This window comes from Nitrosomonas sp. HPC101, assembly GCF_009833125.1.
Lineage (GTDB): Bacteria > Pseudomonadota > Gammaproteobacteria > Burkholderiales > Nitrosomonadaceae > Nitrosomonas.
Window position 1 is genome coordinate 78,593 of record NZ_QRCC01000002.1, and the last position, 22,625, is coordinate 101,217.

At 48.4% G+C, this 22,625-nt stretch carries 23 protein-coding genes and 1 pseudogene; 14 read left to right on the forward strand and 10 right to left on the reverse strand.

Features of this window, described 5'->3' with window-relative positions:
- Positions 1-4: 4 nt before the first annotated feature.
- The 8 genes from ABO04_RS02190 (at position 5) to ABO04_RS02225 (ending at position 9,055) form a co-directional block, all read left to right on the forward strand.
- The gene (locus tag ABO04_RS02190; protein ID WP_160808994.1) at positions 5-961 is read left to right on the forward strand and encodes a beta-ketoacyl-ACP synthase III; all 957 of its coding nucleotides are present in this window, start codon (positions 5-7) and stop codon (positions 959-961) included.
- 3 nt (positions 962-964) lie between these two features.
- Positions 965-1,903, forward strand: a complete 939-nt coding sequence (fabD, locus tag ABO04_RS02195; protein ID WP_160808995.1) for an ACP S-malonyltransferase — start codon at positions 965-967, stop codon at positions 1,901-1,903.
- A 60-nt stretch (positions 1,904-1,963) separates the two neighbouring features.
- The gene (fabG, locus tag ABO04_RS02200; RefSeq protein ID WP_160808996.1) at positions 1,964-2,707 is read left to right on the forward strand and encodes a 3-oxoacyl-ACP reductase FabG; all 744 of its coding nucleotides are present in this window, start codon (positions 1,964-1,966) and stop codon (positions 2,705-2,707) included.
- A 171-nt stretch (positions 2,708-2,878) separates the two neighbouring features.
- Positions 2,879-3,118, forward strand: coding sequence for an acyl carrier protein (gene acpP, locus ABO04_RS02205; RefSeq protein WP_160809120.1), 240 nt, complete (start codon positions 2,879-2,881; stop codon positions 3,116-3,118).
- 33 nt (positions 3,119-3,151) lie between these two features.
- The gene (gene fabF / locus ABO04_RS02210) at positions 3,152-4,393 is read left to right on the forward strand and encodes a beta-ketoacyl-ACP synthase II (protein ID WP_160808997.1); all 1,242 of its coding nucleotides are present in this window, start codon (positions 3,152-3,154) and stop codon (positions 4,391-4,393) included.
- A 99-nt stretch (positions 4,394-4,492) separates the two neighbouring features.
- Entirely contained in the window at positions 4,493-5,509 is a 1,017-nt protein-coding gene (gene mltG, locus ABO04_RS02215) for an endolytic transglycosylase MltG (protein WP_160808998.1), read from the forward strand.
- A gap of 107 nt (positions 5,510-5,616) precedes the next feature.
- A complete protein-coding gene (locus ABO04_RS02220; RefSeq protein ID WP_160808999.1) occupies positions 5,617-8,229 on the forward strand; it encodes a glycosyltransferase family 39 protein in 2,613 nt (870 codons plus the stop codon).
- A gap of 394 nt (positions 8,230-8,623) precedes the next feature.
- A complete protein-coding gene (locus tag ABO04_RS02225; RefSeq protein ID WP_160809000.1) occupies positions 8,624-9,055 on the forward strand; it encodes a universal stress protein in 432 nt (143 codons plus the stop codon).
- A gap of 217 nt (positions 9,056-9,272) precedes the next feature.
- Here the strand turns inward: ABO04_RS02225 and ppk1 are convergent, their stop codons facing one another.
- The 4 genes from ppk1 to ABO04_RS02245 form a co-directional block, all read right to left on the reverse strand.
- Positions 9,273-11,402, reverse strand: a complete 2,130-nt coding sequence (gene ppk1, locus ABO04_RS02230) for a polyphosphate kinase 1 (protein ID WP_164504217.1) — start codon at positions 11,400-11,402, stop codon at positions 9,273-9,275.
- Between the two features lie 50 nt (positions 11,403-11,452).
- Positions 11,453-11,725, reverse strand: a complete 273-nt coding sequence (locus ABO04_RS02235) for an oxidative damage protection protein (protein WP_160809001.1) — start codon at positions 11,723-11,725, stop codon at positions 11,453-11,455.
- An 80-nt stretch (positions 11,726-11,805) separates the two neighbouring features.
- Entirely contained in the window at positions 11,806-12,318 is a 513-nt protein-coding gene (locus ABO04_RS02240) for an N-acetyltransferase (protein ID WP_345852749.1), read from the reverse strand.
- A gap of 40 nt (positions 12,319-12,358) precedes the next feature.
- A complete protein-coding gene (locus tag ABO04_RS02245; RefSeq protein ID WP_240141376.1) occupies positions 12,359-12,892 on the reverse strand; it encodes a hypothetical protein in 534 nt (177 codons plus the stop codon).
- 105 nt (positions 12,893-12,997) lie between these two features.
- Here ABO04_RS02245 and ABO04_RS02250 point away from each other — a divergent pair, with 105 nt between their 5' ends.
- From ABO04_RS02250 to ABO04_RS02270, 5 genes and pseudogenes are all read left to right on the forward strand, one after another.
- The gene (locus ABO04_RS02250; RefSeq protein ID WP_160809003.1) at positions 12,998-14,164 is read left to right on the forward strand and encodes a damage-control phosphatase ARMT1 family protein; all 1,167 of its coding nucleotides are present in this window, start codon (positions 12,998-13,000) and stop codon (positions 14,162-14,164) included.
- 547 nt (positions 14,165-14,711) lie between these two features.
- Positions 14,712-14,903 (forward strand): hypothetical protein, encoded by a 192-nt coding sequence (locus ABO04_RS02255; protein WP_160809004.1) that lies wholly within the window; start codon positions 14,712-14,714, stop codon positions 14,901-14,903.
- Between the two features lie 159 nt (positions 14,904-15,062).
- Positions 15,063-15,185 (forward strand): annotated as a pseudogene (locus ABO04_RS02260) (integrase core domain-containing protein); the annotation flags it as partial.
- A 300-nt stretch (positions 15,186-15,485) separates the two neighbouring features.
- Positions 15,486-15,752, forward strand: a complete 267-nt coding sequence (locus ABO04_RS02265) for a YlcI/YnfO family protein (protein WP_160809005.1) — start codon at positions 15,486-15,488, stop codon at positions 15,750-15,752.
- Positions 15,749-16,048, forward strand: coding sequence for a type II toxin-antitoxin system RelE/ParE family toxin (locus ABO04_RS02270; protein WP_160809006.1), 300 nt, complete (start codon positions 15,749-15,751; stop codon positions 16,046-16,048). The genes ABO04_RS02265 and ABO04_RS02270 overlap by 4 nt, the downstream gene beginning before the upstream one ends.
- A gap of 109 nt (positions 16,049-16,157) precedes the next feature.
- Here the strand turns inward: ABO04_RS02270 and ABO04_RS02275 are convergent, their stop codons facing one another.
- Together ABO04_RS02275 and cysQ are read right to left on the reverse strand one after the other, a co-directional pair.
- Positions 16,158-17,102: a glycosyltransferase family 2 protein gene (locus ABO04_RS02275; RefSeq protein WP_160809007.1), complete on the reverse strand. Its 945-nt coding sequence runs from the start codon at positions 17,100-17,102 to the stop codon at positions 16,158-16,160.
- Positions 17,103-17,121: 19 nt separating this feature from the next.
- Positions 17,122-17,910 carry a 3'(2'),5'-bisphosphate nucleotidase CysQ gene (cysQ, locus tag ABO04_RS02280; RefSeq protein ID WP_240141377.1) on the reverse strand — a complete coding sequence of 263 codons (789 nt, stop codon included), beginning with the start codon at positions 17,908-17,910 and terminating at the stop codon, positions 17,122-17,124.
- A 47-nt stretch (positions 17,911-17,957) separates the two neighbouring features.
- On the opposite strand from cysQ, the gene cysC reads away from it, so the two are divergent.
- Positions 17,958-19,763 (forward strand): adenylyl-sulfate kinase, encoded by a 1,806-nt coding sequence (cysC, locus tag ABO04_RS02285; RefSeq protein WP_240141378.1) that lies wholly within the window; start codon positions 17,958-17,960, stop codon positions 19,761-19,763.
- Here cysC and ABO04_RS02290 read toward each other — a convergent pair.
- The 4 genes from ABO04_RS02290 to ABO04_RS02305 are packed head-to-tail and all read right to left on the reverse strand — an operon-like array spanning position 19,740 to position 22,599.
- Entirely contained in the window at positions 19,740-20,297 is a 558-nt protein-coding gene (locus ABO04_RS02290; protein ID WP_160809009.1) for an HAD family hydrolase, read from the reverse strand. The genes cysC and ABO04_RS02290 overlap by 24 nt on opposite strands.
- Before the next feature lie 3 nt (positions 20,298-20,300).
- On the reverse strand, positions 20,301-20,987 hold the full coding sequence (locus tag ABO04_RS02295) for a nucleotidyltransferase family protein (protein ID WP_205012731.1): 687 nt from the start codon (positions 20,985-20,987) through the stop codon (positions 20,301-20,303).
- A complete protein-coding gene (locus ABO04_RS02300) occupies positions 20,987-21,571 on the reverse strand; it encodes a D-sedoheptulose 7-phosphate isomerase (RefSeq protein ID WP_160809011.1) in 585 nt (194 codons plus the stop codon). The genes ABO04_RS02295 and ABO04_RS02300 overlap by 1 nt, the downstream gene beginning before the upstream one ends.
- The gene (locus tag ABO04_RS02305) at positions 21,568-22,599 is read right to left on the reverse strand and encodes a dehydrogenase (protein WP_160809012.1); all 1,032 of its coding nucleotides are present in this window, start codon (positions 22,597-22,599) and stop codon (positions 21,568-21,570) included. The genes ABO04_RS02300 and ABO04_RS02305 overlap by 4 nt, the downstream gene beginning before the upstream one ends.
- Between the last annotated feature and the right edge of the window lie 26 nt (positions 22,600-22,625).

Below are 22,625 nucleotides of genomic sequence, written 5' to 3' on the forward strand. Positions count from 1 at the left end.
GGCCATGTATTCACGCATAATTGGTACCGGTAGTTATCTACCAGAAAAAATCCTGACCAACCTGGATCTTGAATCCATGGTTGATACCAGCGATGAATGGATACAAACACGGACCGGTATTAAACAACGGCATATTGCTGCACCGGATCAGATGGCCAGCGACCTTGCTCTGGCAGCCAGTCGGAATGCCATCCAGGCCGCAGGTATTCAAGCGAGCGATATTGATCTGGTAATCGTTGCAACGACAACACCGGACATGATTTTCCCAAGCACTGCCTGTATTCTGCAGAATAAACTCGGTATCGTCAGCAGTCCTGCATTTGATGTTCAGGCTGTCTGCAGCGGATTTATTTATGCGCTGGCTACTGCGGACATGTTTGTCAGCACCGGAAAATCCCGTAATGCACTGGTCGTTGGCAGTGAAGTGTATTCCAGGATCATGGACTGGAATGATCGCAGCACCTGTGTTCTGTTTGGGGATGGTGCAGGAGCAGTAGTGCTCACCCGGGATCAGAAACCGGGAATTCTCTCCTCTCATTTACATGCGGATGGAAGTTATAGCCAGGTTCTTTCAGCCCCTGCTTCCATTCATTCCGGAAAAATACAAGGGACCCCCTTCATTACAATGGAAGGCGGCACCGTATTCAAATTTGCTGTTAAAGTCCTGGAAGAAGCGGCACTGGAAGCATTACAGGCAAATGACCTGCAACCTTCCGATATTGACTGGCTGATACCTCATCAGGCCAACATCCGTATTATCACCTCAACAGCAAAAAAGCTGGGTATCCCCGAAGAAAAAGTAGTGGCAACTGTCGCACAACATGGCAATACTTCGGCTGCTTCCGTGCCACTGGCACTGGATCAGGCAGTACGAGACGGACGCATCCAGCCAGACCAAAATGTTGTGCTGGAAGGTGTGGGGGGGGGATTCACCTGGGGATCAGTTCTGGTACGCTGGTAAAATATGAAGATTGCTTTTATTTTTCCCGGGCAGGGATCCCAGTCAGTCGGCATGATGAATCATTATTCCGAGCTCCCATCCATACGCGAAACGTTCGATGAAGCATCCAATATTTTGCAGCAGGATTTATGGTCTCTGGCCAGTAGCGGGCCAGCAGACAGCCTGAATCTCACAATCAACACCCAGCCTGTCATGCTGACTGCCGACATAGCTCTTTACCGTGCATGGCAACAGGCAAAGGGTAGCCAACCACATTATCTGGCTGGCCACAGCCTTGGTGAATATTCTGCGCTGGTGGCAGCTGAATCACTCAGCCTGAGTGACGCCCTGAAACTGGTTCGCCATCGCGCAGAAGTCATGCAGGAAACCGTTCCCGAAGGAACAGGCGGCATGGCAGCCATTGTCGGGCTGGACGATGACACGATCTCTTCGGTATGTACTGAAGTCGTAAATGCGCTGCCAGATACATCACTTGAACCTGCAAATTTCAATGCGCCCGGTCAGGTGGTTATCGCCGGCCACTCTCGGGCAATTGCACAAGCGGTGACGCTCGCAAAATCAAAAGGCGCGAAACTGGCGGTCACACTGCCAATGAGTATTCCATCACACTGTTCACTTATGCGGCCGGCAGCCGAAAAATTTGCACTGATGCTGGATAAAACCACATTTCATCCTCCCCAGATTCCGGTTCTGCACAATGTCGATGTCCAGGCACATCCTGAAGCGGCTTCCATTCGCGAGATACTTGCACGCCAACTCTATAGCCCGGTTCGCTGGACAGAAACCATTCAGACTATCGCTGCACTGGGCGTAGGTCATGTTGTGGAGTGCGGGCCGGGTAAGGTGCTGTCTGGGCTAACTCGACGTATTGATAAAAGTCTGGAGAATATTGCGCTCACCGATTCCAGTTCTCTGCTCAAAACGGTAGAAACGTTGAGATAATGAATACGCTGGCAATACACCATCAGAAATAATTCTTCTATCAACTCACAAACTTTCGGAATGGCACTGGAACGTAAAATTGCGCTGGTAACAGGAGCAAGTCGCGGCATCGGTAAAGCTATTGCACTGGAACTGGGAAAGCACGGAGCGACTGTGGTGGGAACTGCAACTTCCGAAAATGGAGCTCGCCATATCAATCAGTATCTGGGTGAGGCTCATCTACCGGGCATGGGTCTGGTTATGGACGTCAGCAATATCGAGCACATTAATAACGGTATTGAAACCATACAAAAATCGCTGGGGGATGTTGCAATCCTGGTTAATAATGCCGGTATTACACGCGACAACTTGCTTGCCCGCATGAAAGACGATGAGTGGGACAGCGTCTTGCAGACCAACTTGAAATCCGTATTCTGCTTAAGCCGTGCCGTCCTGCGTGCCATGATGAAAGCACGCAGCGGCCGCATTATCAATATCTCGTCAATCGTCGGCGCTACCGGAAATCCCGGACAAACCAGCTATGCGGCAGCTAAAGCAGGAATGATCGGTTTCAGCAAATCGCTTGCAAAAGAAATCGGCAGCAGGAATATCACAGTAAACTGTGTAGCCCCGGGGTTTATCGATACCGACATGACCCGCTCACTCTCACCAGACCAGCAGCAATCACTTATCCAGCATATCCCCCTGGGAAGACTGGGTCGTCCGGAAGATGTTGCTTCAGTGGTCGTTTTTCTGGCTTCCCCAGCTGCGGATTACATTACCGGAGCCACACTGCATGTAAACGGCGGGATGTATATGGAATAATCCGATTTCTGATGTTTCTGGCAAACCTCTTCAGATCATGAAATATTCAACACTTTTTTGTAGCAGTAAACGGCATCTGGTCGATATGACCGGGCAGGTTTTGCCGGTTGTTTGAAATTTGTTAAACTTGCAAGCGTTTTTTACCTGATAAGGATGGGTATATCAATGGAAATTACTGAAATAGAGCAACGTATCAAGAAAATTGTAGCTGAGCAGTTGGGCGTCAATGAAACAGAAGTCAAAAATGAATCCTCCTTTGTCAACGATCTGGGAGCAGATTCACTTGATACGGTTGAACTCGTCATGGCGCTGGAAGAAGAGTTTGAATGTGAAATTCCTGATGAGCAAGCCGAAAAAATCAATACGGTTCAAGAAGCCATTGATTTTGTGGCCGCTAATTCAGCCCAGTAAAATAATTCTTTCAATTGATTCAATGGAGTCGTTTTGTCCAAACGTAAAATAGTCATTACCGGGTTAGGCATAGTCTCACCTATCGGCAATACGGTTCCTGCAGCATGGGAAAGCGTAATTGCCGGTAAATCCGGCATTACACAGATCACACGTTTTGATATCTCTGATTTTTCCTCAAAAATTGCTGGAGAGGTCAAGGGCTTCGAGATAACAGAATACCTCTCCGCCAAGGAAGCGCGTCGCATGGATATTTTTATCCAGTATGGGATGGCAGCGGCCATTCAGGCTGTCAGGGATGCCGGGATCAACGATGTAACCGGACTTGATGCAGAGCGTATTGGCGTCAATATCGGTTCCGGAATCGGCGGTTTGTCCATGATTGAGCATACCGATGCTGCCTATCATGCAGGTGGCCCCCGGAAAATTTCTCCCTTTTTCATTCCCAGCACTATTATTAATATGGTGGCGGGCAACCTATCCATCATGTTCGGATACAAGGGCCCCAATCTTGCCATTGTAACTGCCTGTACCACAGCCACACACTGCATTGGCAGCTCTGCGAGAATGATTGAACATGGCGATGCGGATATCATGGTTTGCGGGGGGGCGGAATCCAGTATCACTCCACTGGCTGTTGGCGGATTTGCCGCAGCCCGTGCTCTATCATCCAACAATGCCAATCCGGCAGCTGCAAGCCGGCCATGGGATCTCGAAAGAGACGGATTTGTTCTGGGAGAAGGTGCAGGTATCCTGGTTCTGGAGGAAATGGAACACGCTAAAAAACGCGGCGCAAAGATTTATGCGGAACTGGCCGGATTTGGCATGAGTGCGGATGCGTATCACATGACTGCTCCCTGTGAGGATGGTGAAGGGGCTGCCCGTTGTATGAAGAATGCATTATCCGATGCACAACTGAATCTGGAAGATATCCACTATATCAATGCACATGGGACATCAACTCCTTTGGGCGACATTGCCGAGACAGTCGCAGTCAAACGTTGCTTTGGGGAGCACGCTGGCCGTCTGGCAATCAGTTCCACCAAATCGATGACCGGACATTTGCTGGGTGCAGCAGGGGGGGTGGAAGCCATTTTTTCCACACTGGCTGTTTACCACCAGATTGCCCCACCTACCATTAATCTCGACGCTCCTGATCCTGAGTGTGACCTGGATTATGTACCTAACAACGCCAGAGAAATAAAAATTGACGCAGCGTTGTCTAATTCATTCGGATTTGGTGGAACCAACGGCACATTAGTCTTTCGAAGAGTCTGAATATCATCCCCATGTTTCCGGTATGAAGTATTCGGACGCAATCGAAATACATATGGAAATACCGGCATGACCCATTAACCGAACGCTGAGTGTGCTGACATGCCTGAATCGACACGTTCACTACGAATCCCAAGTTTCATTCTCTTGGTCATTCTGGTTGGCAGCACGTTATTTTCCATATGGTTCTATCACCTGGTCACAACACCGGTAGAACTTCCGGTGATACCCTGCGAATTTTCGATCGAGTCCGGGAGCAGTCTGCACAATATCGCTCGACAATTAACTGATGCAGACATGCTTCCCAATGCATGGTCCTTTATCCTCATTGCATATATGACAGGATACAATGCATCGCTCAAGGCAGGCGAATATGCGCTTACTCAAAATTTATCACCGCTGGACCTGCTGGAATATCTCACTCAGGGAAAAGTCAGGCAATATGCAGTTACTTTTCTTGAAGGATGGACTTTTTCGCAGTTTAGAAAAGCGCTGGATGAGCATCCGGCTATCCGGCATGAATCAAGCGAATTCAGCGATACAAAGCTACTGCAACTGATTGGAGCCAATGAACCGGGAATCGAAGGTATTTTTTTCCCGGACACTTATTTTTTTACTAAAAACAGCAGTGATCTGACAATTCTGAAACGTGCCTACCATGCCATGCAACATCACCTGGAAATAGAATGGGTTTCAAGACAAAAATCACTTCCGCTAAAGAACCGGTATGATGGCCTGATTCTCGCTTCTATCATCGAAAAGGAAACAGGCAAAGATGATGAGCGCACCCGGATTGCAGGTGTATTTGCCAATCGTCTGCGCTACAGCATGAAACTTCAGACTGATCCAACCGTGATCTACGGCATGGGAGATAAATTTAATGGTAATCTGCGCAAAGCTGATTTGCTGACCGATCATGCATATAACACCTACACTCGGCTTGGTCTGCCCCCTACTCCTATAGCCATGCCAGGACTGGCTTCCATTCGAGCTGCTTTTAATCCTGCTGTTACCAATGAATTCTACTTTGTTGCCAGAGGTGACGGAACCTCTCACTTCTCATCCACACTTGAAGAACATAATCGCGCTGTTCTGAAATACCAGAAAAACCGTCCATAACATATCCTGGTATTGAATCAAGATAACCTTTCTCTACTATATTGCCACCCCGGGGAAGCCTGCTCCAAACCAATATCAACAGATCCCGGGAATAACCCGAGCTTAACATGCAATTTTCACTCATCATTCCTACCCTGAACGAAGTTGGAAATATCGATCCCTTGCTAACCAGCATTTTCTCTCTTGATAATCTGGGAGATCAATTTGAAGTCATTGTGGTAGATGACAGCTCCACGGATGGCACACCTGATAAAGTCAGAGAATGGCAAAACACGCATAACGTACGCTTGATTGAAAGACACGCGCAACCCGATCTGACAGCTTCCATCCTCGACGGAACAGCAGCAGCGAAACATGAAGTCATCGCAGTGATGGATGCTGATTTAAGTCACCCACCAGAACGACTGGCTGCACTGATCCAGCCAATTCTGGATGGTACTCACGACATCACAATCGGCAGCCGTTACGTAGCGGGCGGCGATACCATCGGTTGGCCTTTCTATCGTCTCTGGCTATCTCGGGCAGGGGGTTGGCTTGCACGCACTATTTGTGACGTAAACGATGCAACCTCGGGCTTCTTTGCTTTCCGGAAAGAATTGATCGGAAACATTACAGAAAATGCGAGCGGCTATAAAATCCTACTGGAACTGCTGATGACAGGACGTGGGCAGTTGCGTGTAAAAGAAATCCCGATCCATTTTCACAATCGACTGCACGGCACCTCCAAACTTTCTCTTTCACATCACCTGACTTATCTGCGGCAACTCATCATACTGGCTGGTGGCACCGTCTCCTTTTATACAGCGAGCCGCTTTGCCATGGTTGGACTGCTGGGTGTCTTTATCGACGTATTGATCTTTCAATGGATGACCGGGCAAGGCATCAGTCTGGCAACAGCACATATTTCCAGCTTCCTGGCAGCAGCCAGCTTCAACTACACTTTGAACACCAAATGGTCATTCCGGCTACATCATTCAGGTCATTTGCGCTGGGGGCAGTTTTCTCGCTTTCTGATCGTCGGAATATTTGCAATGCTCCTGAGAGGCGCTGTGCTGGCCTGGTTGATCTACACCTGGAACATGCCAACCGAATGGGCTATTTTCCCTGCGATTATCGCAACAGCCATTGTGAATTACCTTGGATCCGCCTTTTACGTATTCCCGCGAACCGAGCCCGTTGTCTCTACTGATACACGATGGCGCGTTGCAGCCGTAGGTATTACATGTTTTGTCATCCTCTTACGTCTGGTTTACATGAGCGTAGCACAGCTGCTACCCGATGAAGCCTATTACTGGCAATACGCACAGCACATGGATTTAAGCTTTTTCGATCATCCACCGATGGTGGCCTGGCTGATCTGGCTGGGAACTGCGTTAGCTGGCCAGAATGAATTCGGGGTAAGAATCGGTGCTTTTCTGTGCGGGTTGATCACAATGGCCTATTTATATGCCCTGGCGCGCAACCTCTATGATAAATCCACTGCTATGCGTTCGGTACTGTTGCTTGCAATTATGCCATTCAGCTTTGCAGCGGGGTTGGCGATGACACCGGATGCGCCTCTGGTTGCCGCCTGGGCGGCCACACTTTACTATATGGAACGGGCCCTGCTCGCGAATCAAAGTCGGGCATGGCTTGGTGTTGGTATTGCTTTCGGTCTTGGCATTCTGTCCAAATATACACTCGGGCTGCTTGGTATCGCCGCGCTGGTTTTCACTATCCTTGATCCAGTTGCACGCCGCTGGCTGCTGCGCCCCCATCCCTATCTGGCTGTATTGATTGCGCTGATCCTGTTCAGTCCGGTAATTATCTGGAATATGGAAAATAACTGGGCTTCCTTCCTGTTTCAGACCGGCAGAATCGACAAGGCATACCACGAGTTCGCCACACCCAGGTTAATGCTCCAGATCGCTATTATGCTTACGCCAATCGGGCTGGTCGCTGCAATACTCGCATTACGTTCAGTTATTCTGCGTTACCACCAGACACCCCGCAAATCTCTTTTCATTGGCATATTCACCGTAATTCCATTGATGGTTTTTGTAGTAGCCAGTACCTCTGGTCCTCTGCGCTTCCATTGGACCGGCCCACTCTGGCTGGCACTGATCCCTACTATAGCCTGGATGATCGGACAGAAAAATGTATTCAAAAACAGTTTGGAATGGCTGACTGCCGCCTGGCGGCCAATGATTACCATCTCATTACTGACCTACGCTTTCATTCTACATTACGTTACATTGGGGATACCTGGGCTCCCCTATCAATTTCTGAGTGAACATTATTTCTGGAGAGAAACCACAGCGGAAATCGAAAAAATCGCAGATGAAATCAGACAAACAACCGGAGAAGCACCAATTGTGGTGGGTATGAGCAAATGGTCTATCGCCAGCGCACTTGCATTTTACAACAACAATCATCCCCCTCTCGATATTCGATCTCGTAATATGTTTGGCGAACACGCAGCCATGTACAGTTTCTGGTATCCATCTGAACAGCCCACGAATCGGCCTATTCTGCTGATCGGGATGAAGCGGCAGGCGCTGGAATCAGATGCAGCCGAGAGAAATTTTGAAAGAATGCTGATTCAACCCAGCAGTACGCATTCCCGTGCAATCTATCGATATGATGGCATTTTGTTGCGCACGCTCTATTACCGTACTGCAGAAGGATACCGTGGCAATCTCACTTCATCATCAGCATCTGTTGCGACAGAAAACAAGTAGCAGCTTCTCGGAAGCTTTCAAGATCTCGATCAAGCAAAGCACCGCAAGACAAAATCGAATGAAAAAGTAAGCATTCCGAGTTCGGCTTTAACGCGCCGCAGTCTTTCCGCGAGATTCTGGCCCGAATGGGGGTGAGACTGACTGGCCTGGACAGGCCTATTTTATGATCTTGGCCTAATCGCAACAAAATTATGAGTGCTTCCGAGTAAAATACGTCTGTGAGACACTGAGCCCATTCAAACAAGTCATCGCGCAGCGTATAAAACCATTCAAAAGATTTGCCGCATCGACAAATTCCGGAATTACGGTAGCACTATCTCTGCCGTGATGGCGGTTGCGTTCAGTATTTCCCTAAATTTGAATGACTGTCATTAAAAATAATGAGGATCTTATTATGACGATTGCCCTGATTGCCTTTGATGGTTCTGAGAATGCCATGCGTGCCGTTGAGAAAATGCTCGATACGGTCGATACCAGCAAACTGCATGCGCATGTGCTCAATGTATGCGAACCGATTAAAGTGAGTGAAGTCATTTTCAAAGATACCTTCGCGGACATGCAGGCCATTAACAAGGCGCGTGAGGAAGAGGGGCTGGCTTTAATGGCACCGGCAAAAGCACGACTTGAAAGTGCCGGAATCAAACATGATTTACATATACGCTTTGGCGATCCTGCCGAAACCATTACCGAATTTGCGCGTGCGCAGCAGTGCAATATAATCGTCATCGGCACACGAGGCTTGGGTGTAATCAAGAATCTTCTGCTCGGATCAGTTGCCAGCAAAGTGCTTCATCTCACCGAAATACCGATTTTGCTCGTCAAGTAACGCGGCAATCTCTACTGGCCGTAACAGCAAAGTAAAATCTGGGTTCGTTAGTTAGGTGTCTTATTGGCAAGGTAAAGGTAACATTACATCAGCCTATCGGTTCGAAGATCGGTAGAACCTCATTTCAGTCAGTCTTCCTGTCTCCCCCACGGCTATCGATGCAGATACTCGCTGCTGTGGGACATAGGTATTATTACTTAAGGAGCCTCTGGCTGAATCATTCGATTGATTCCTGTTTGACTGCCGCAAGTTTTTCAAGCAAAGCTTCCTGTGCACTGAATCTGCTGCTGCTTCTGGCAGACTTTCGCTTGTAATGACCATCACCATCCATTTCCCAGGCTTGCACATTGTCGCGCAGATACGGTTTCAATCCTTCTGCAATCACCCGTTTCTTCAACCGTGGATCAAGCACGGGAAAACAAATTTCCACGCGCCGGAAGAAATTTCGGCCCATCCAGTCGGCACTTGCCAAATAGACGTTATGCTGCCTGTCGTTAAGAAAATAAAAAATACGGGAGTGCTCCAGGAATCGCCCCACAATGGAGCGCACCCGGATATGTTCCGATAACCCCGGAACGCCGGGACGTAAGGCGCAGGCACCGCGTACAATCAGATTGATTTTTACCCCGGCAGCAGAAGCAGCGTACAACGCCTGAATCACAGTCGGCTCCAGCAAGGCATTCATTTTGGCGATGATGGCCGCCGGTTTTCCTGCGGTGGCATGCTCTATTTCCTGCTGGATGCTGTTCAGAATCTGGCTATGCAGATTAAAAGGCGACTGCCAGAGATGCTGCAATTTGCTTGCCTTGCCCAGCCCGGTTAATTGCAAAAACACTGCGCTGACGTCGGAACAGATTTCCTCATGACAAGTCAGCAGACCGAAATCAGTATAAACCCGCGCTGTTCCAGAATGATAATTACCCGTGCTCAGATGCACATAGCGTTTCAACTGACCTGCTTCACGCCGCACCACCATAGCCATTTTGCAATGGGTCTTGTGACCAAAGACACCATAAATGACGTGTGCCCCCACCTCTTCCAGCTGTTGCGCCCAATTAATATTGGCTTCTTCATCAAAACGGGCAAGCAACTCCACCACGACGGTAACTTCCTTGCCCAGACTGGCAGCCGCCATCAGCGCCTCCATCAGGGTCGAATCAGAACCCGTACGGTAAACCGTCTGCTTGATTGCCATTACATCCGGATCAATACTGGCTTGCTGGATAAATTCAATGACAGGCTGGAACGACTGATAAGGATGATGCAGCAAAATATCACCCTTGTCGATCACCTCAAAAATGTTATGTCCTTTCTTTTTCTGGGGTAAAAATGGAAGGCCCGGGACAAACCGGGGAAAGTTGAGATCAGGCCGATCAATCAGATCAAACACCTGCAGCATTCTGGCCAGATTAACCGGCCCGTTTACCTGAAACAGGTCCTCATTCTTGAGTGAAAACTGCTCCAGCAGGAATTCCGCCATTTGCTGCGAACAGTTATCCGCCACTTCCAGCCTGACTGCATCTCCCAGGTGACGTTGTGATAATTCACCCTGCAACGCAACCCGCAGATTCTTGATTTCATCTTCATCCACATACAAATCACTGTCGCGGGTGACGCGGAACTGGTAACAGCCCGTGACATGCATCCCCGCGAAAAGCTCACCGACATGCGCATGAATAATGGAGGATAAAAATATGAAGCCATAAGGATAGCTGCTCACTTCTTTCGGCAACCGTATCAGACGCGGCAGAATTCGGGGCGCTTGAACGATTGCGATCCCGGAATTGCGGCCAAACGCATCTTTTCCTTCCAGCCCGACTGCAAAATTCAGGCTTTTATTCAACACACGCGGAAAAGGATGCAAAGGATCAAGACCGATGGGCGTCAGCATCGGCATCAGCTCGCGGAAGAAGAAATCCCTGATCCACTCACGCTGGCTTTCGTTCCAGACATTACGCCGCAAAAAACAGATTCCCTGCTCTGCCAGGGCCGGCAGAATAGTGTCATTGAGCAGCTGATATTGTCGGAAAATCAGCGCATGCACCTGTTCGGACACCCGCTCAAACGCCTGACCCGGCAGCATACCATCCGGACCAAACCCCGGGGAATCCAGCTTGATCTGCTCTTTCAGCCCGGCAACACGAATTTCAAAGAATTCATCGAGATTGTTACTGACGATACAGATAAAGCGCAAGCGCTCCAGCAGAGGAGTTTCCTCGTTTTCTGCCTGGGCCAGCACTCGGCGATTAAATGCAATCTGACTGAGCTCTCGGTTCAGAAACTGTTTGGCAAGGGGTATATCTGGCTTAACTACCGCTACCTTATCCGGCTCATTACTATCATCCATGATCAATGACTGCCCAAAATTTATGAGGCACAGAAAACCGTTGCAATGGCTTATTTCTCGGGAGGAACGTAACCCACTGGCTGCTCAGCCCCTTCACCAAAGAAATAGGCTTCCATCTGGGTGGCAAGGTATTTGCGCGCCTTGATATCTGCCATGCTTAATCGCATTTCATTCACCAGCATGGTCTGGTGCTTAATCCACTGCCCCCATGCTTCCCTGGAAACATTCTCAAAAATCCGCTTACCCAGCTCCCCCGGGTAGGGTGGAAAATCCAATCCTTCAGCCTCGCGCCCGAGTTTGATACATTGCACATTTCTGGCCATATTATTGTTATCCATTCAAAATAATGAGTCACACGGCCACTTTTATGAGAAATGAATGCACGCCGTGCCAAATAAGCAGTTTACAATATATTTTCCAAATGGACAGACTCAGAAGCAAGCGCCAGCTCCATAATATAATCATCACATTCCAGCCCACCCATATTGAATTTTCGGGTCCCCACCTTGTGAAAACCCATGCGGGTATAAAAACCGATGGCGGCATTATTATGCTTATACACACCAAGTAATAATCGTTCTGCTGAATAGATATGTGCTTCAGTAATCGCTTTCTGTAGCAGCCTTTTACCAAGGCCCTGCCCCTGAAACCTGCTGAAAACGTAAATACGTTTCAACTCCAGATCCCGATCAGAAAGATTCAGCAACGGAAGATCAGGAGGCGATACCACCATATAACCAACTGGCGCATTACCCGGACTGATTTCAGCCAGCCAGAGTTTATAACGACTATCGGCCAACCAGCTGCGATAGCGTTCAATAGAATGGGCGCCAGCACAATGCGCGAGAATACTCTGCCCATCCAGAACGCCCGCAAATGCTTCCAAAAAAGTTGCCTGACCAATCAATGACAGCACATTCTCATCTCCTGATGAGCAAACTCGTATCTGGGTCTTACTATTCACCTGACGGCTCATTCTCACCATTTCCAGCATCCTGGTTCAGTTTATCCACTGAGAATTCGGGAAGAATCCTACCCGCATCCTGATATTCCGGACGAATCAGACTATGCCCCCGGAATGTCGGCACAATCAGCTGTTCATCCGTACGAAATAGCTCTGCAACCGGCCGCAATCCCGCGCGCCAGGCTTCCATAGCCTCATCTGCCAGAGGTTTACCACGCTTGACCAGCTCGGGCTGTGGCCGTTTCTTACGCCGTTCATATTTCCGATAGGGTTGCAACACCATGCAACTCCCCAAAGGGAAACAGGGATACAGCCCCGGTATTTCCGGATAGACCAGAAGCGGTGGAGTGTAAAAAGGAAAATACGCCAAACCGCCTCCCAGCCAGATCTCCGGAAGAATCAAGGCTTGCCGGCTACGGAGAGACAGGCGGTCAGCACCAGATTCGGAAAAACCTGTGCCGGGCGAAATGATCAGCATGCCAAGTATCCACAGCAGTCGGTCGTGCCTCCTTGTCAGCCATCTCATGGCTTCCTCCCCTTTCATAACGCATGCACTTCATCAGCGGGCAATAGTCGTTCTGCTGCCCTGCCGGTACAATGCTCAATCCCAGTAATATTCAAGAATATCATTATGCCATCTCGCCCGCCTCCCCTGATTCCGCCTCATCTGACAACTGCAGAACCCAATTCCTTTGCCGCCTTCTCCCTGGAAAAGCGGCTGCCCGTCATTCTTGGCAAGCTTATAGACAATGCCGATACACCTGCTGCCCATGCGCTGCAACAACTGGCAACTGAAATGCAGAAAGGCACAATCACCTCCTTGCCGCCGACTATTTTCGGCACGCTTGATCAGGTGATCGAACCGTACAGTGGGCGTCGCTGGGAGAATATGCCGTTTCTTACCGTTGAGCTCTATTTCTACGCGCGGATTTTGCTGGCTTGCGGCTATACCGCAGCTACACCGGTTGATCCGTTTCAATCAGCCAAGGAAATGGCCAACAAGCAGGCCATTGCATCGCTTGCCACACGGGCTGATTATTGCGATCCCGATTGCGCTATTGGAACGTTACTGGGCGGGTCGGTTATCGGAAACACAGCTGATCTCAGCCAGCACACCATTCCTGCAGCTAACCAGGTTTCGCTACTTGTGGACGAACGCGATGCAGCAGAGAGGCTGCTTACTTCTGGAATGCACCGGATTGATTTTATATTTGATAACGCCGGAACAGACGTACTGGCGGATCTGCTACTGATCCGCAGAATCAGCAGCTATTGTCCAAACATCGTTGCACATGTCAGGCCCTGGCCGATGTTCATCTCGGACATGATACTGACTGATATGGAAAGGCTGATTGACAACCTGAAAACATCATCCGTGCCGATGGTACACCAGCTGGGAGAAGATATTGCCGAGCTGTTGCGTAATGGCCAGCTAATCATTCAGGCCAGTTCGTTACTAGGGCTACCGATCAGTTTTTGTGAAGATAGCCTAGCTCAGGAGATGTTCCAGGATTCTGCACTGGTAATTCTCAAAGGTGACCTGAACTACCGGCTCTTTGCCGGCGATCGTCGCTGGCCACATACTGCGGAGAAAGATTATTTCTTACAGCGCTTTGGCCGATCAGCCCTGTTTTTACGCACACTGAAATCAGAAGTGCTGGCAGGGCTGTCAGCTGAAACGTTCGCACAAACCCGCCGATTGGAACCTGACTGGCTGACGAGTGGCCGCCATGGAATCATTCAGGTTTTTGCCACCAACGTATATGTTGCTCAAAATACAAGCATTAAATCACATTAAACAGCACAGACTCGATACACGGGTAAACGATTGCTGAGCCGCTTTGCTGACCGGCAACTGCCGGGAATCAGAAACCTGGATCAGACGTAATTCCTGATCACCCTGATACACCATAACACCAGCAGACTGTTCGAAAAATGCTTGGCTGGGCCATGGCTGCATAGCGTTGCTACTTCTGAGTGCTGTTAAAAATGGGGGATTACCCTGGACCCTATTCCTTATTCTCCTTTTTCTTGCTGATATTTACTGCTACCCACCTGATTTCTTTTAACGTTTTACTGATGTATTTTTCACACTCGATTAACTGGTTATCCTTGTTCCTGGAATTCATAATTTTGTAAACAATATGGAGTATGATAAAATACAATAATAAAATCAAATTCTTACACTGAATCTATAATAGATGACTATTAGATTGAGGATTAAAAGTTTATTGGCAACGCATTAAACACTTGATTACAGGTGTTCCTCTAAATGAAAATGATTAATCCAAACTGCATGAATAGTAATGTTGCCGATAAATTTCCCTTTAAAGGAGAGATTAGGAATGAAACAAACATTTACTGTTGCTGCGTTATTAATGGCTTCAACTATTTTGACCGGGTGTCTCATCGATACAGATAGGCCTGGTAATAATCCGCCCAGCATGATGATGGAACGTGATTCGATGCCGGATAAGGTAAATCAAAGAACAGGACAAATAAACTCAAACAAAAACACAGAAGCAGAAACAAGGTAAAAATATAATAACGCAAGTAAAAAACCGCCTCGAAAGGCGGTTTTTTATTGAATATTTATGTCAGTTGACGGAATCAATCAGCGTCTCTTTAAGCCATTTGACCTGTCCGGGAATTTCCTACCAGTAAGAACTAGAGATTCTGGCCTCGGTTGTTAATTCGTTGGTCAGGTTCAGAATTTCGCCACACACTGGCTCTGGATTTACAATCACGAACGACCCAATATGGCTCTGGGCGGTATTACCCCAATTCAAAAATTAGCCATGGCAGCATATCTACTTTGAAGCACTGACCTAAATGGGAGGATTACCGGTGGATTTTCCTCTTATCGAGGTGTCCGGACAAATTAGACCACAGCATATTTCCATGCTTTATAGCAGTCATCGGTCAAGATATAAAAGTCCGAATCAATATGAGACAAAAACAGAAATAGTAAAATCGCTTAACTGATTTGTCCAGATTTAGGTGACCACGTCACTGTTCTCGATGCCTGCTTTACATTGCACTTCGAAACATCAATCATTGCGTTTGAGGAGAGAACGATGTATGTTGCATCGCATGTGAAACTCATATTTGGTAACACTATGAAATCATCAACTATTCCGTCACTACGCGTCACACCGGAGTTCCGCCGTGACGCAGAAAGCGTATTGCGTGAAGGGGAATCTCTAAGCGCTTTTGTTGAAGAGTCTCTGCGGCAACATATCGAACGTCGGCGAACCCAACAAGAATTCATAACACGTGGCCTGGCAGCACGAGAGGTGGCTAAGTCCTCCGGGCAGTATGCATCCAAGGCAGAAGTAATGAGTTCCTTGCGCTCCATACTGGATGAACAGAGAAGCAAAGGGTGAGCTTTAATATCCGTTTCACTCTGGAGGCAAAGGCAGATATCGAGCGGTTGTACAGATTTCTTGCTGAGCACGACTTTGATGTCGCCGAAAGGACACCAGAGACCATTGGCAGTGCCTGGTCACTACTCGAACAGTCCCCGTTTTCTTGCCGAAAAATTGACGATACGAATCCGTTTCTTCGCAAGTTTATTATTTCATTCGGAAATTCTGGTTACGTGGCTTTATTCGAAATCGAAGATAACAATACAGTTACTGTGCTAGCAGTGCGCCACCAATTAGAGGATGACTACTATTGACCTGTGCGCGGCGAGCCCTGAATCGCCCCGGGAATAGTCACAAAGGTAAAGTCATCTGGTCCACCGGATTATCAGGCTCCGGCAAATCCAGAGCCTGATAGAAATCAGGCTAAAACCGCTTGAACAGCGCAGCCAGCCACAGGGTAATATCTCCCCGAAAAGTCTGCCGATAAAGTCCTGTACGATATAAACCCGCAAGCCGTTTCCACAGTGAAGCACTCCGAAAGCGGGAAAATTCGTCATAAATGAAACGATTTTCCGGTGTCAGTTGTTCGTGCAAACCGGACAACGCCTCAAGATTCCGTGTATTCCACCGCTGGTGCTCCCCGGCCAACATCTGACCGAAGCGTTTCATTTGAGCAACAAGCCCGGTATTCGCTCCGATCAGGTTGGCCGCATGCTGACGATACCGCAGACAAGGAACCGGATCATAAATCACGATACCCCCGCAACCAGTAACCACCATATACAAAAACCAGTCATGCACAACAGGATCTATACCTGAGCCCGCTTTCAATACCAGTTTCCTGGCCGCATGGTTGAACACCATGGTGTTACCGCTTCCTATATTTTGTATAAGTGCGTTACGAAAATCGGGAGTGCGTCTGAACAGGGGTGACAAACCGATTTCAATATTCCGTTCGTTAACCAAGCTTGTCCGGGAACAATAAAGTGCCGGGGTTTCGCAAGGAATATCGGACAATACCCTAACAGCATGCAAAAGCTTGTCTTCATGCCAGATATCATCCTGGTCAGATAAGGCATAGTAATCCGCCTGGATTGAGCTATCACAAATCAGCGACAGGAAGTTCTGACAAAACCCGTTTCTTGGCCCCTGAATAACACGCAGTCGATCCGTTTTTGCCTCGAAGGTGCGCAAAATATCCTGCGTGGAATCCTGCGAACCGTCATCCGATACATACAAATACCAATTCCGGTATGCCTGTGCTTCGATTGAATCCAGCTGCTCCTGCAAATATTCTGCACCATTGTAGGTGCACATCAGGATAGCCACTCGTTGATCAAGCAAACCACTCAATTCGTCCCCAGCCATCCCTGAACTGTCCAGCCAATTAAACAGGAATCAATGCAACATCGCGCACGGCAATGAACGCCGGATTCAGTACGCCTGGTTTGCCGTAACGCAATGCTCGCCCATCCAGGTCGATCACCTTGCCACCCGCTCCCTCCAGAATAGCCTGAGCAGCTGCGGTATCCCATTCGCTGGTTGGTGCAAGACGCGGATAAATATCCGCCATGCCTTCTGCCACGCGACAAAATTTCAAGGAACTGCCAACCTGTAACAATAGCACTTCTCCCAGGCGATCTATAAACGTCTGCGTCCCAGCATCGAGATGGCTTCTGCTCGCTACCACACGGCAAATATCTTCAGGCTCTCCCGAACTCACGCAAATCGTCCAGGTATCTGATTCCGTTCTTCTAAATGCTCCCAAACCTGGGCCACCCCAATACATACAATCCATAGCAGGCGCGTATACAGCGCCGAGTACACTACGGCCTTCTTCAATCAAAGCGACGTTCACGGTAAATTCGCCATTGTGGCTAATAAATTCCCGAGTGCCATCAAGTGGATCAATCAACCAAAAACGATTTTTACCATCCCGATACGGATGGGATGTCTCATCTTCCTCCGATACGATCGGGCAACCCGCTATCAGTAACTTCAAGCGTTGCACCAACACATCATGCGCCGCCAGATCAGCTCGAGTAACCGGACTTTGATCAACCTTCTGCTGAAAATCAATCTCCCCAGCCCGGTATACTGCCATGATAGCGTCACCCGCCGCCTGAACAATCGGCAACAATTCTGTCAGCAAGGCAGTAAGATCAATTTTTTGCATAATGAAATTATATTTCGTAACCAACCACATCAGCCTGCCAACAAATAATGCATCAGGAAGAGACTCTAACAACCGAACCGCCAATAGCATCCACCCAATCTGACAGGCTGCACGTTCTCATTTGCGGAGATAAAAATAGCGGCAAGCGTACCTTATTCGACTTCCTGTTGAATAATCTCTCCAAAGCAGCAAGCCACCAACAAACACAAGACAACAATTTCAACTTCGAACACAAATCCAGCGCCGTCGATAGTGAAACCTGGTCCATTGCTTCAACGACAGGACGTGAATTCTCGATCACCATTGCAACAGCACCCGAGAGAAACAACCGCGAAATACATGCTGCACTCTTCAAGGCAAACGTCGCAATCATTCTGATCGACGCCACCTGCGGAATACAAACCCAGGCCAAATGGTACGCTTATCTGGCATCGTCCTTCAAAATTCGCCATCTCATTCTCGGCGTCAACAAGATGGATCTGATGGATTTTGATCCTCACATCTTTCGCAGTATCGAACAGGACTTTCACGATCTGTGCAGTCACCTGGATTTTGCAAGTACCGCAATCATACCCATGGCGTCGCTTCAGGGGAATAACGTTCTCAATCCCTCCATCCATACCTCCTGGTACGACGGCTTCTCACTGATTGGCTATCTGGCAACCATAGAAACAGCAAAAATAACTGACAACCGCTTCATATTTCTGGCGCAAAAAAATAATCCAGCGAACATCCACTCTGATCGTTGCAACGGAATGATCGCTAATGGTCAAATTACTATAGGTGACACGGTACGTATTGCTGCTTCCGGGGAAACTGCGCGGGTAAAAGACATTCGCACTTTAAACAAAGATGTATTTGAAGCGCATACGAATGAAGTTGTCACTCTGATACTGGATAAAGAGGTGAAAATTTCGTGCAATGATGTTATTTCAGCCGCGCACTCACCTCTGGAAACAACGGATCAATTTACTGCCGTAGTGATCTGGACGCACGCTGAACCAGGATTAGTCGGTCGAAACTACCGGCTAATCCTGTCTAATCAGCAAGTCGACGCATCCATTACTACCATTAAATATCGCCTTGACGTAAATACTGGTATCCACGAAGCATGCCAACAGCTAAAACAAAATGATATTGCGGCATGCAATCTGGCGCTGAACCATCCGGTAGCATTCGATACCTATACCACGCTGCCCGTACTGGGTAGTTTTGTGCTGGTGGATCAATACAGCCACGCCACGATAGCCACGGGATTGATTATGCATAATCTGCGCCGAGCACAAAATGTGCACCGGCAGGCCCTCAGCATTTGTCGCGAAGATCGTGAACGCTTAAATGGTCACAAAGGCAAGGTTATCTGGCTCACCGGACTGTCCGGCTCCGGGAAATCCACCATTGCCAATGCACTGGAAAAGCAGCTGCACTCACAAGGCAAGCGGACCTATATCCTGGATGGCGACAATGTGCGCCACGGATTAAACAAAGACCTTGGTTTTACCAATGCCGACCGGGTAGAAAATATCCGCCGTGTTGCAGAAGTAGCAAAACTGATGATGGATGCCGGCCTGATCGTGATCACCGCTTTTATCAGCCCGTTTAGAGCGGAACGCGAAATGGCCCGACAACTTATCGGGAAAGAAAACTTTGTCGAGGTTTATATCGACACCCCACTGGAAATATGCGAGCAACGCGATCCAAAAGGGCTATACAAAAAGGCAAGAAGCGGAGAGCTACCGAATATGACAGGGATTAGCAGCCCTTATGAATCACCAGAACACCCCAGCCTGGTCATTGATGGCACAGACACAGTTTCCGCAATACTGGTATCACTGCTCACCAGGTTCGAGTAAATTTTTCAAAAGAAATTGTTCCACTTCTACCAATCCCGATATGGAAATAGCTGCATGACAAGGATCTGTAGAACGAAATAAAAAACGCACAGGGATACCAGCAGCGGCGGCTGCTTCAATATCACTGGCCTTGTCACCAACAAGCACACACCGGCTCAGATCCAGCTCATGCTCACGTGCTGCTTGAAAGAACATACCCGGATTAGGCTTGCGAAACTCACTCTCTTGCCGGTAATGACCCACGCCATGCTTGGGGTGGAAGGGACAAAAATAAACGGCATCGATGCTTGCACTTTGATCTTCAAAGCGCTGTCGCATCCATTGTGTAAGCGCGTGAAACTGTGCCTCGGTATAGTAACCCCGACCAATCCCAGCCTGATTAGTAATGACGATTACCTTGTAGCCTACATCACGTGCTGTACGAACCAGATCAAATATATCCGGCACGAATTCAAAATCCTGTGGCTGATAAACATACCCGTGGTCGATATTAATCACTCCATCACGATCCAGGAATAGTGCTGCATTGGCCACAGATCAAAATCCGGCTAGTTCAGTCTGTGCACGCAGAAAATCCTCTGGCACTCCTATATCGATGAACTTTCCTGCTGTAACGAATATATCAAATTCTTCACGTGCCACGGTCGGTGTGAGAAAGTCAGACTCCAGTGAGAACGGTTGGTCGGCAGGAAAACCGTCCAGCTGCTGACGCTTGAGTACATAACACCCGGCATTGATCAAGCCTGGTCCTGCAATATCTTTTCCGGCAAACCCCTGCACCACGCCATCGCTTGCAAGTAAACGACCATAACGCGACGTATCCGACACTGCCCGTCCGACAATGATAGGGCGCTGCCTAGCTTGCCATTGCTGTTCCACACGATCGATTTCCAGATCCAGAAATGTATCTCCATTGAATACGAATACGTGATCAGAAATCGCCTGTTCAAGCGACAGACGTACCCCGCCGCCTGTGCCAAGCGGTTGATCTTCTATCACATAAATCAAATCCATACCTGCATGAAGCGATCCAAAATAGCTACTGACCTTCTCTGCCATGAACCCCACCGAGAGGATGATCCGCTTGAAACCTTTACGTGCCAGCACATTAAGCAGAATTTCCAGAAATGGACGACCCGCAATCGGCGCCATAGGCTTGGGTACATCAGCTACGATCGTGCGTAAGCGCGTGCCCAACCCTCCGGCCAGAATGATGCCTTCCATCAAGCAGGAGCCTTGAACAGTGTACGCTCCACCAGACCACAGAGGATATGGCCCAGTACGGCGTGACCTTCCTGAATCTTCGGCGTATCTGCCGACGGAACGTCTAAATAATAGTCACATAAATTTTTCATCGGGCCGCCCCGGTTACCCGCCATACCGATACAAATGACTTCTTTCTGCCGGGCTACCTCCAATGCCGCCAAAACGTTGGAAGATTTGCCCGAAGTAGAGTAGGCAATGAATACATCGCCTTTTTGCGCATGCGCCTGCACCTGCCGTGCAAACAGATTTTCATAACCATAATCGTTACCGATAGCAGTCAAAATCGATGTATCTGTAGTCAGCGCAATTGCCGGCAGACCCGGCCGATCAAAAGCAAAACGGCTGACAAACTCTCCAGCGATATGCTGCGCATCAGCAGCACTGCCACCATTACCTGCCAACAGGATTTTATTACCCGCTTGCATACAGCCGATACAAGCTTGGGCTGCTGCTTCAACACGGGACAGTAACCCCTCATCCGCCAACATAACTGATACGGTCTGCTGGGTTTCCTGAATCTGGGAATAAATGTAGCTTCTCATTTAACCTTCCAGGCTTGTGTACCATTTTTGGTGAAATGGCAGTTGCTTACCTGCCCGCCGAAATTATTCAGAGTGCGAATCACATCCATCCGTTTTTCTGTAGGTACAAAAAACAACATAAAACCGCCACCACCCGCTCCTGAAATCTTGCCTGCCAGCGCACCGGCCTGAATCGCTGCGTCATAAATTGCATCAATATGAGGACTGGAAACTGTTCTGGCTGAACGTTTCTTACTTTCCCACCCCATACGCATTGATTCAATGAGACCACCAAAGTCACCACGCAACAGGCATTCTTTCATTAATAAAGCTTCGCGTTTAATGCCATGCATGGCTTCCAGAGCACCGGTGACACCTGAATTAACATTGTTACTTTGGTCTGCAATAATCTTCGCTGATTCCCGCGAAATACCGGTGAAATACAATACCAGCGAAGCCTCCAGTTCACAGATAATCCAATTTTTGATGCGTAACGGATTCACGATGGCACGATCATCTGCATAAAATTCCATAAAGTTGAAACCACCAAATGTTGCCGAGTACTGATCTTGCCTGCCGCCTTGCAAACCACACTCAATACGCTCTATCTGAAAGGCAATACGAGCCACATCATAATCACCGAAGGGTAAATTCAGCAGCTCAACAAAGGCCCGTATCATTGCAACGACTAGAGTTGAAGAAGAGCCCAGACCTGACCCAGGTGGTGCATCACAAAATGTACTCAGTTCAAGGGAGATTGGTATCCCATTATTGTAATTCAGAATGAAGTAGTTATAGACTGCCTTGTGCAGATCCAGTTTTCCGTTCAAAGGCAGTGGAAATATAAAACCTCTGCAAATTTCCATCTGCTGATCCGTTGCAATCAGACGAACAATATTTTCATCCAATCTCTTGATTACAGCATAGGCATAGCGATCGATCGTGGCATTAAGGACATAACCGCCATGAACATCACAGTACGGCGACACATCACTACCGCCACCCGCCAGCCCGAGGCGTAGTGGCGCCCGACTTCTGATTATTGTCATTACCTGGATTATTCTGTGAGGAGCAG

Excerpts from the sequence above, each read along its gene's own strand:
- fabD (WP_160808995.1), top strand. The coding sequence starts at position 965 with ATGAAGATTGCTTTTATTTTTCCCGGGCAGGGATCCCAGTCAGTCGGC.
- mltG (WP_160808998.1), top strand. The coding sequence starts at position 4,493 with ATGCCTGAATCGACACGTTCACTACGAATCCCAAGTTTCATTCTCTTG.
- cysC (WP_240141378.1), top strand. The coding sequence starts at position 17,958 with ATGCATCAGGAAGAGACTCTAACAACCGAACCGCCAATAGCATCCACC.
- ABO04_RS02295 (WP_205012731.1), bottom strand. The coding sequence starts at position 20,987 with ATGGAAGGCATCATTCTGGCCGGAGGGTTGGGCACGCGCTTACGCACG.
- ABO04_RS02275 (WP_160809007.1), bottom strand. The coding sequence starts at position 17,102 with ATGGCTGGGGACGAATTGAGTGGTTTGCTTGATCAACGAGTGGCTATC.
- ABO04_RS02235 (WP_160809001.1), bottom strand. The coding sequence starts at position 11,725 with ATGGCCAGAAATGTGCAATGTATCAAACTCGGGCGCGAGGCTGAAGGA.
- ABO04_RS02305 (WP_160809012.1), bottom strand. The coding sequence starts at position 22,599 with ATGACAATAATCAGAAGTCGGGCGCCACTACGCCTCGGGCTGGCGGGT.
- fabG (WP_160808996.1), top strand. The coding sequence starts at position 1,964 with ATGGCACTGGAACGTAAAATTGCGCTGGTAACAGGAGCAAGTCGCGGC.
- ABO04_RS02190 (WP_160808994.1), top strand. The coding sequence starts at position 5 with ATGTATTCACGCATAATTGGTACCGGTAGTTATCTACCAGAAAAAATC.
- ABO04_RS02220 (WP_160808999.1), top strand. The coding sequence starts at position 5,617 with ATGCAATTTTCACTCATCATTCCTACCCTGAACGAAGTTGGAAATATC.
- cysQ (WP_240141377.1), bottom strand. The coding sequence starts at position 17,910 with ATGCAAAAAATTGATCTTACTGCCTTGCTGACAGAATTGTTGCCGATT.
- ABO04_RS02225 (WP_160809000.1), top strand. The coding sequence starts at position 8,624 with ATGACGATTGCCCTGATTGCCTTTGATGGTTCTGAGAATGCCATGCGT.
- ppk1 (WP_164504217.1), bottom strand. The coding sequence starts at position 11,402 with ATGGATGATAGTAATGAGCCGGATAAGGTAGCGGTAGTTAAGCCAGAT.
- ABO04_RS02245 (WP_240141376.1), bottom strand. The coding sequence starts at position 12,892 with ATGAGATGGCTGACAAGGAGGCACGACCGACTGCTGTGGATACTTGGC.
- ABO04_RS02300 (WP_160809011.1), bottom strand. The coding sequence starts at position 21,571 with ATGAGAAGCTACATTTATTCCCAGATTCAGGAAACCCAGCAGACCGTA.
- ABO04_RS02265 (WP_160809005.1), top strand. The coding sequence starts at position 15,486 with ATGAAATCATCAACTATTCCGTCACTACGCGTCACACCGGAGTTCCGC.
- ABO04_RS02250 (WP_160809003.1), top strand. The coding sequence starts at position 12,998 with ATGCCATCTCGCCCGCCTCCCCTGATTCCGCCTCATCTGACAACTGCA.
- ABO04_RS02255 (WP_160809004.1), top strand. The coding sequence starts at position 14,712 with ATGAAACAAACATTTACTGTTGCTGCGTTATTAATGGCTTCAACTATT.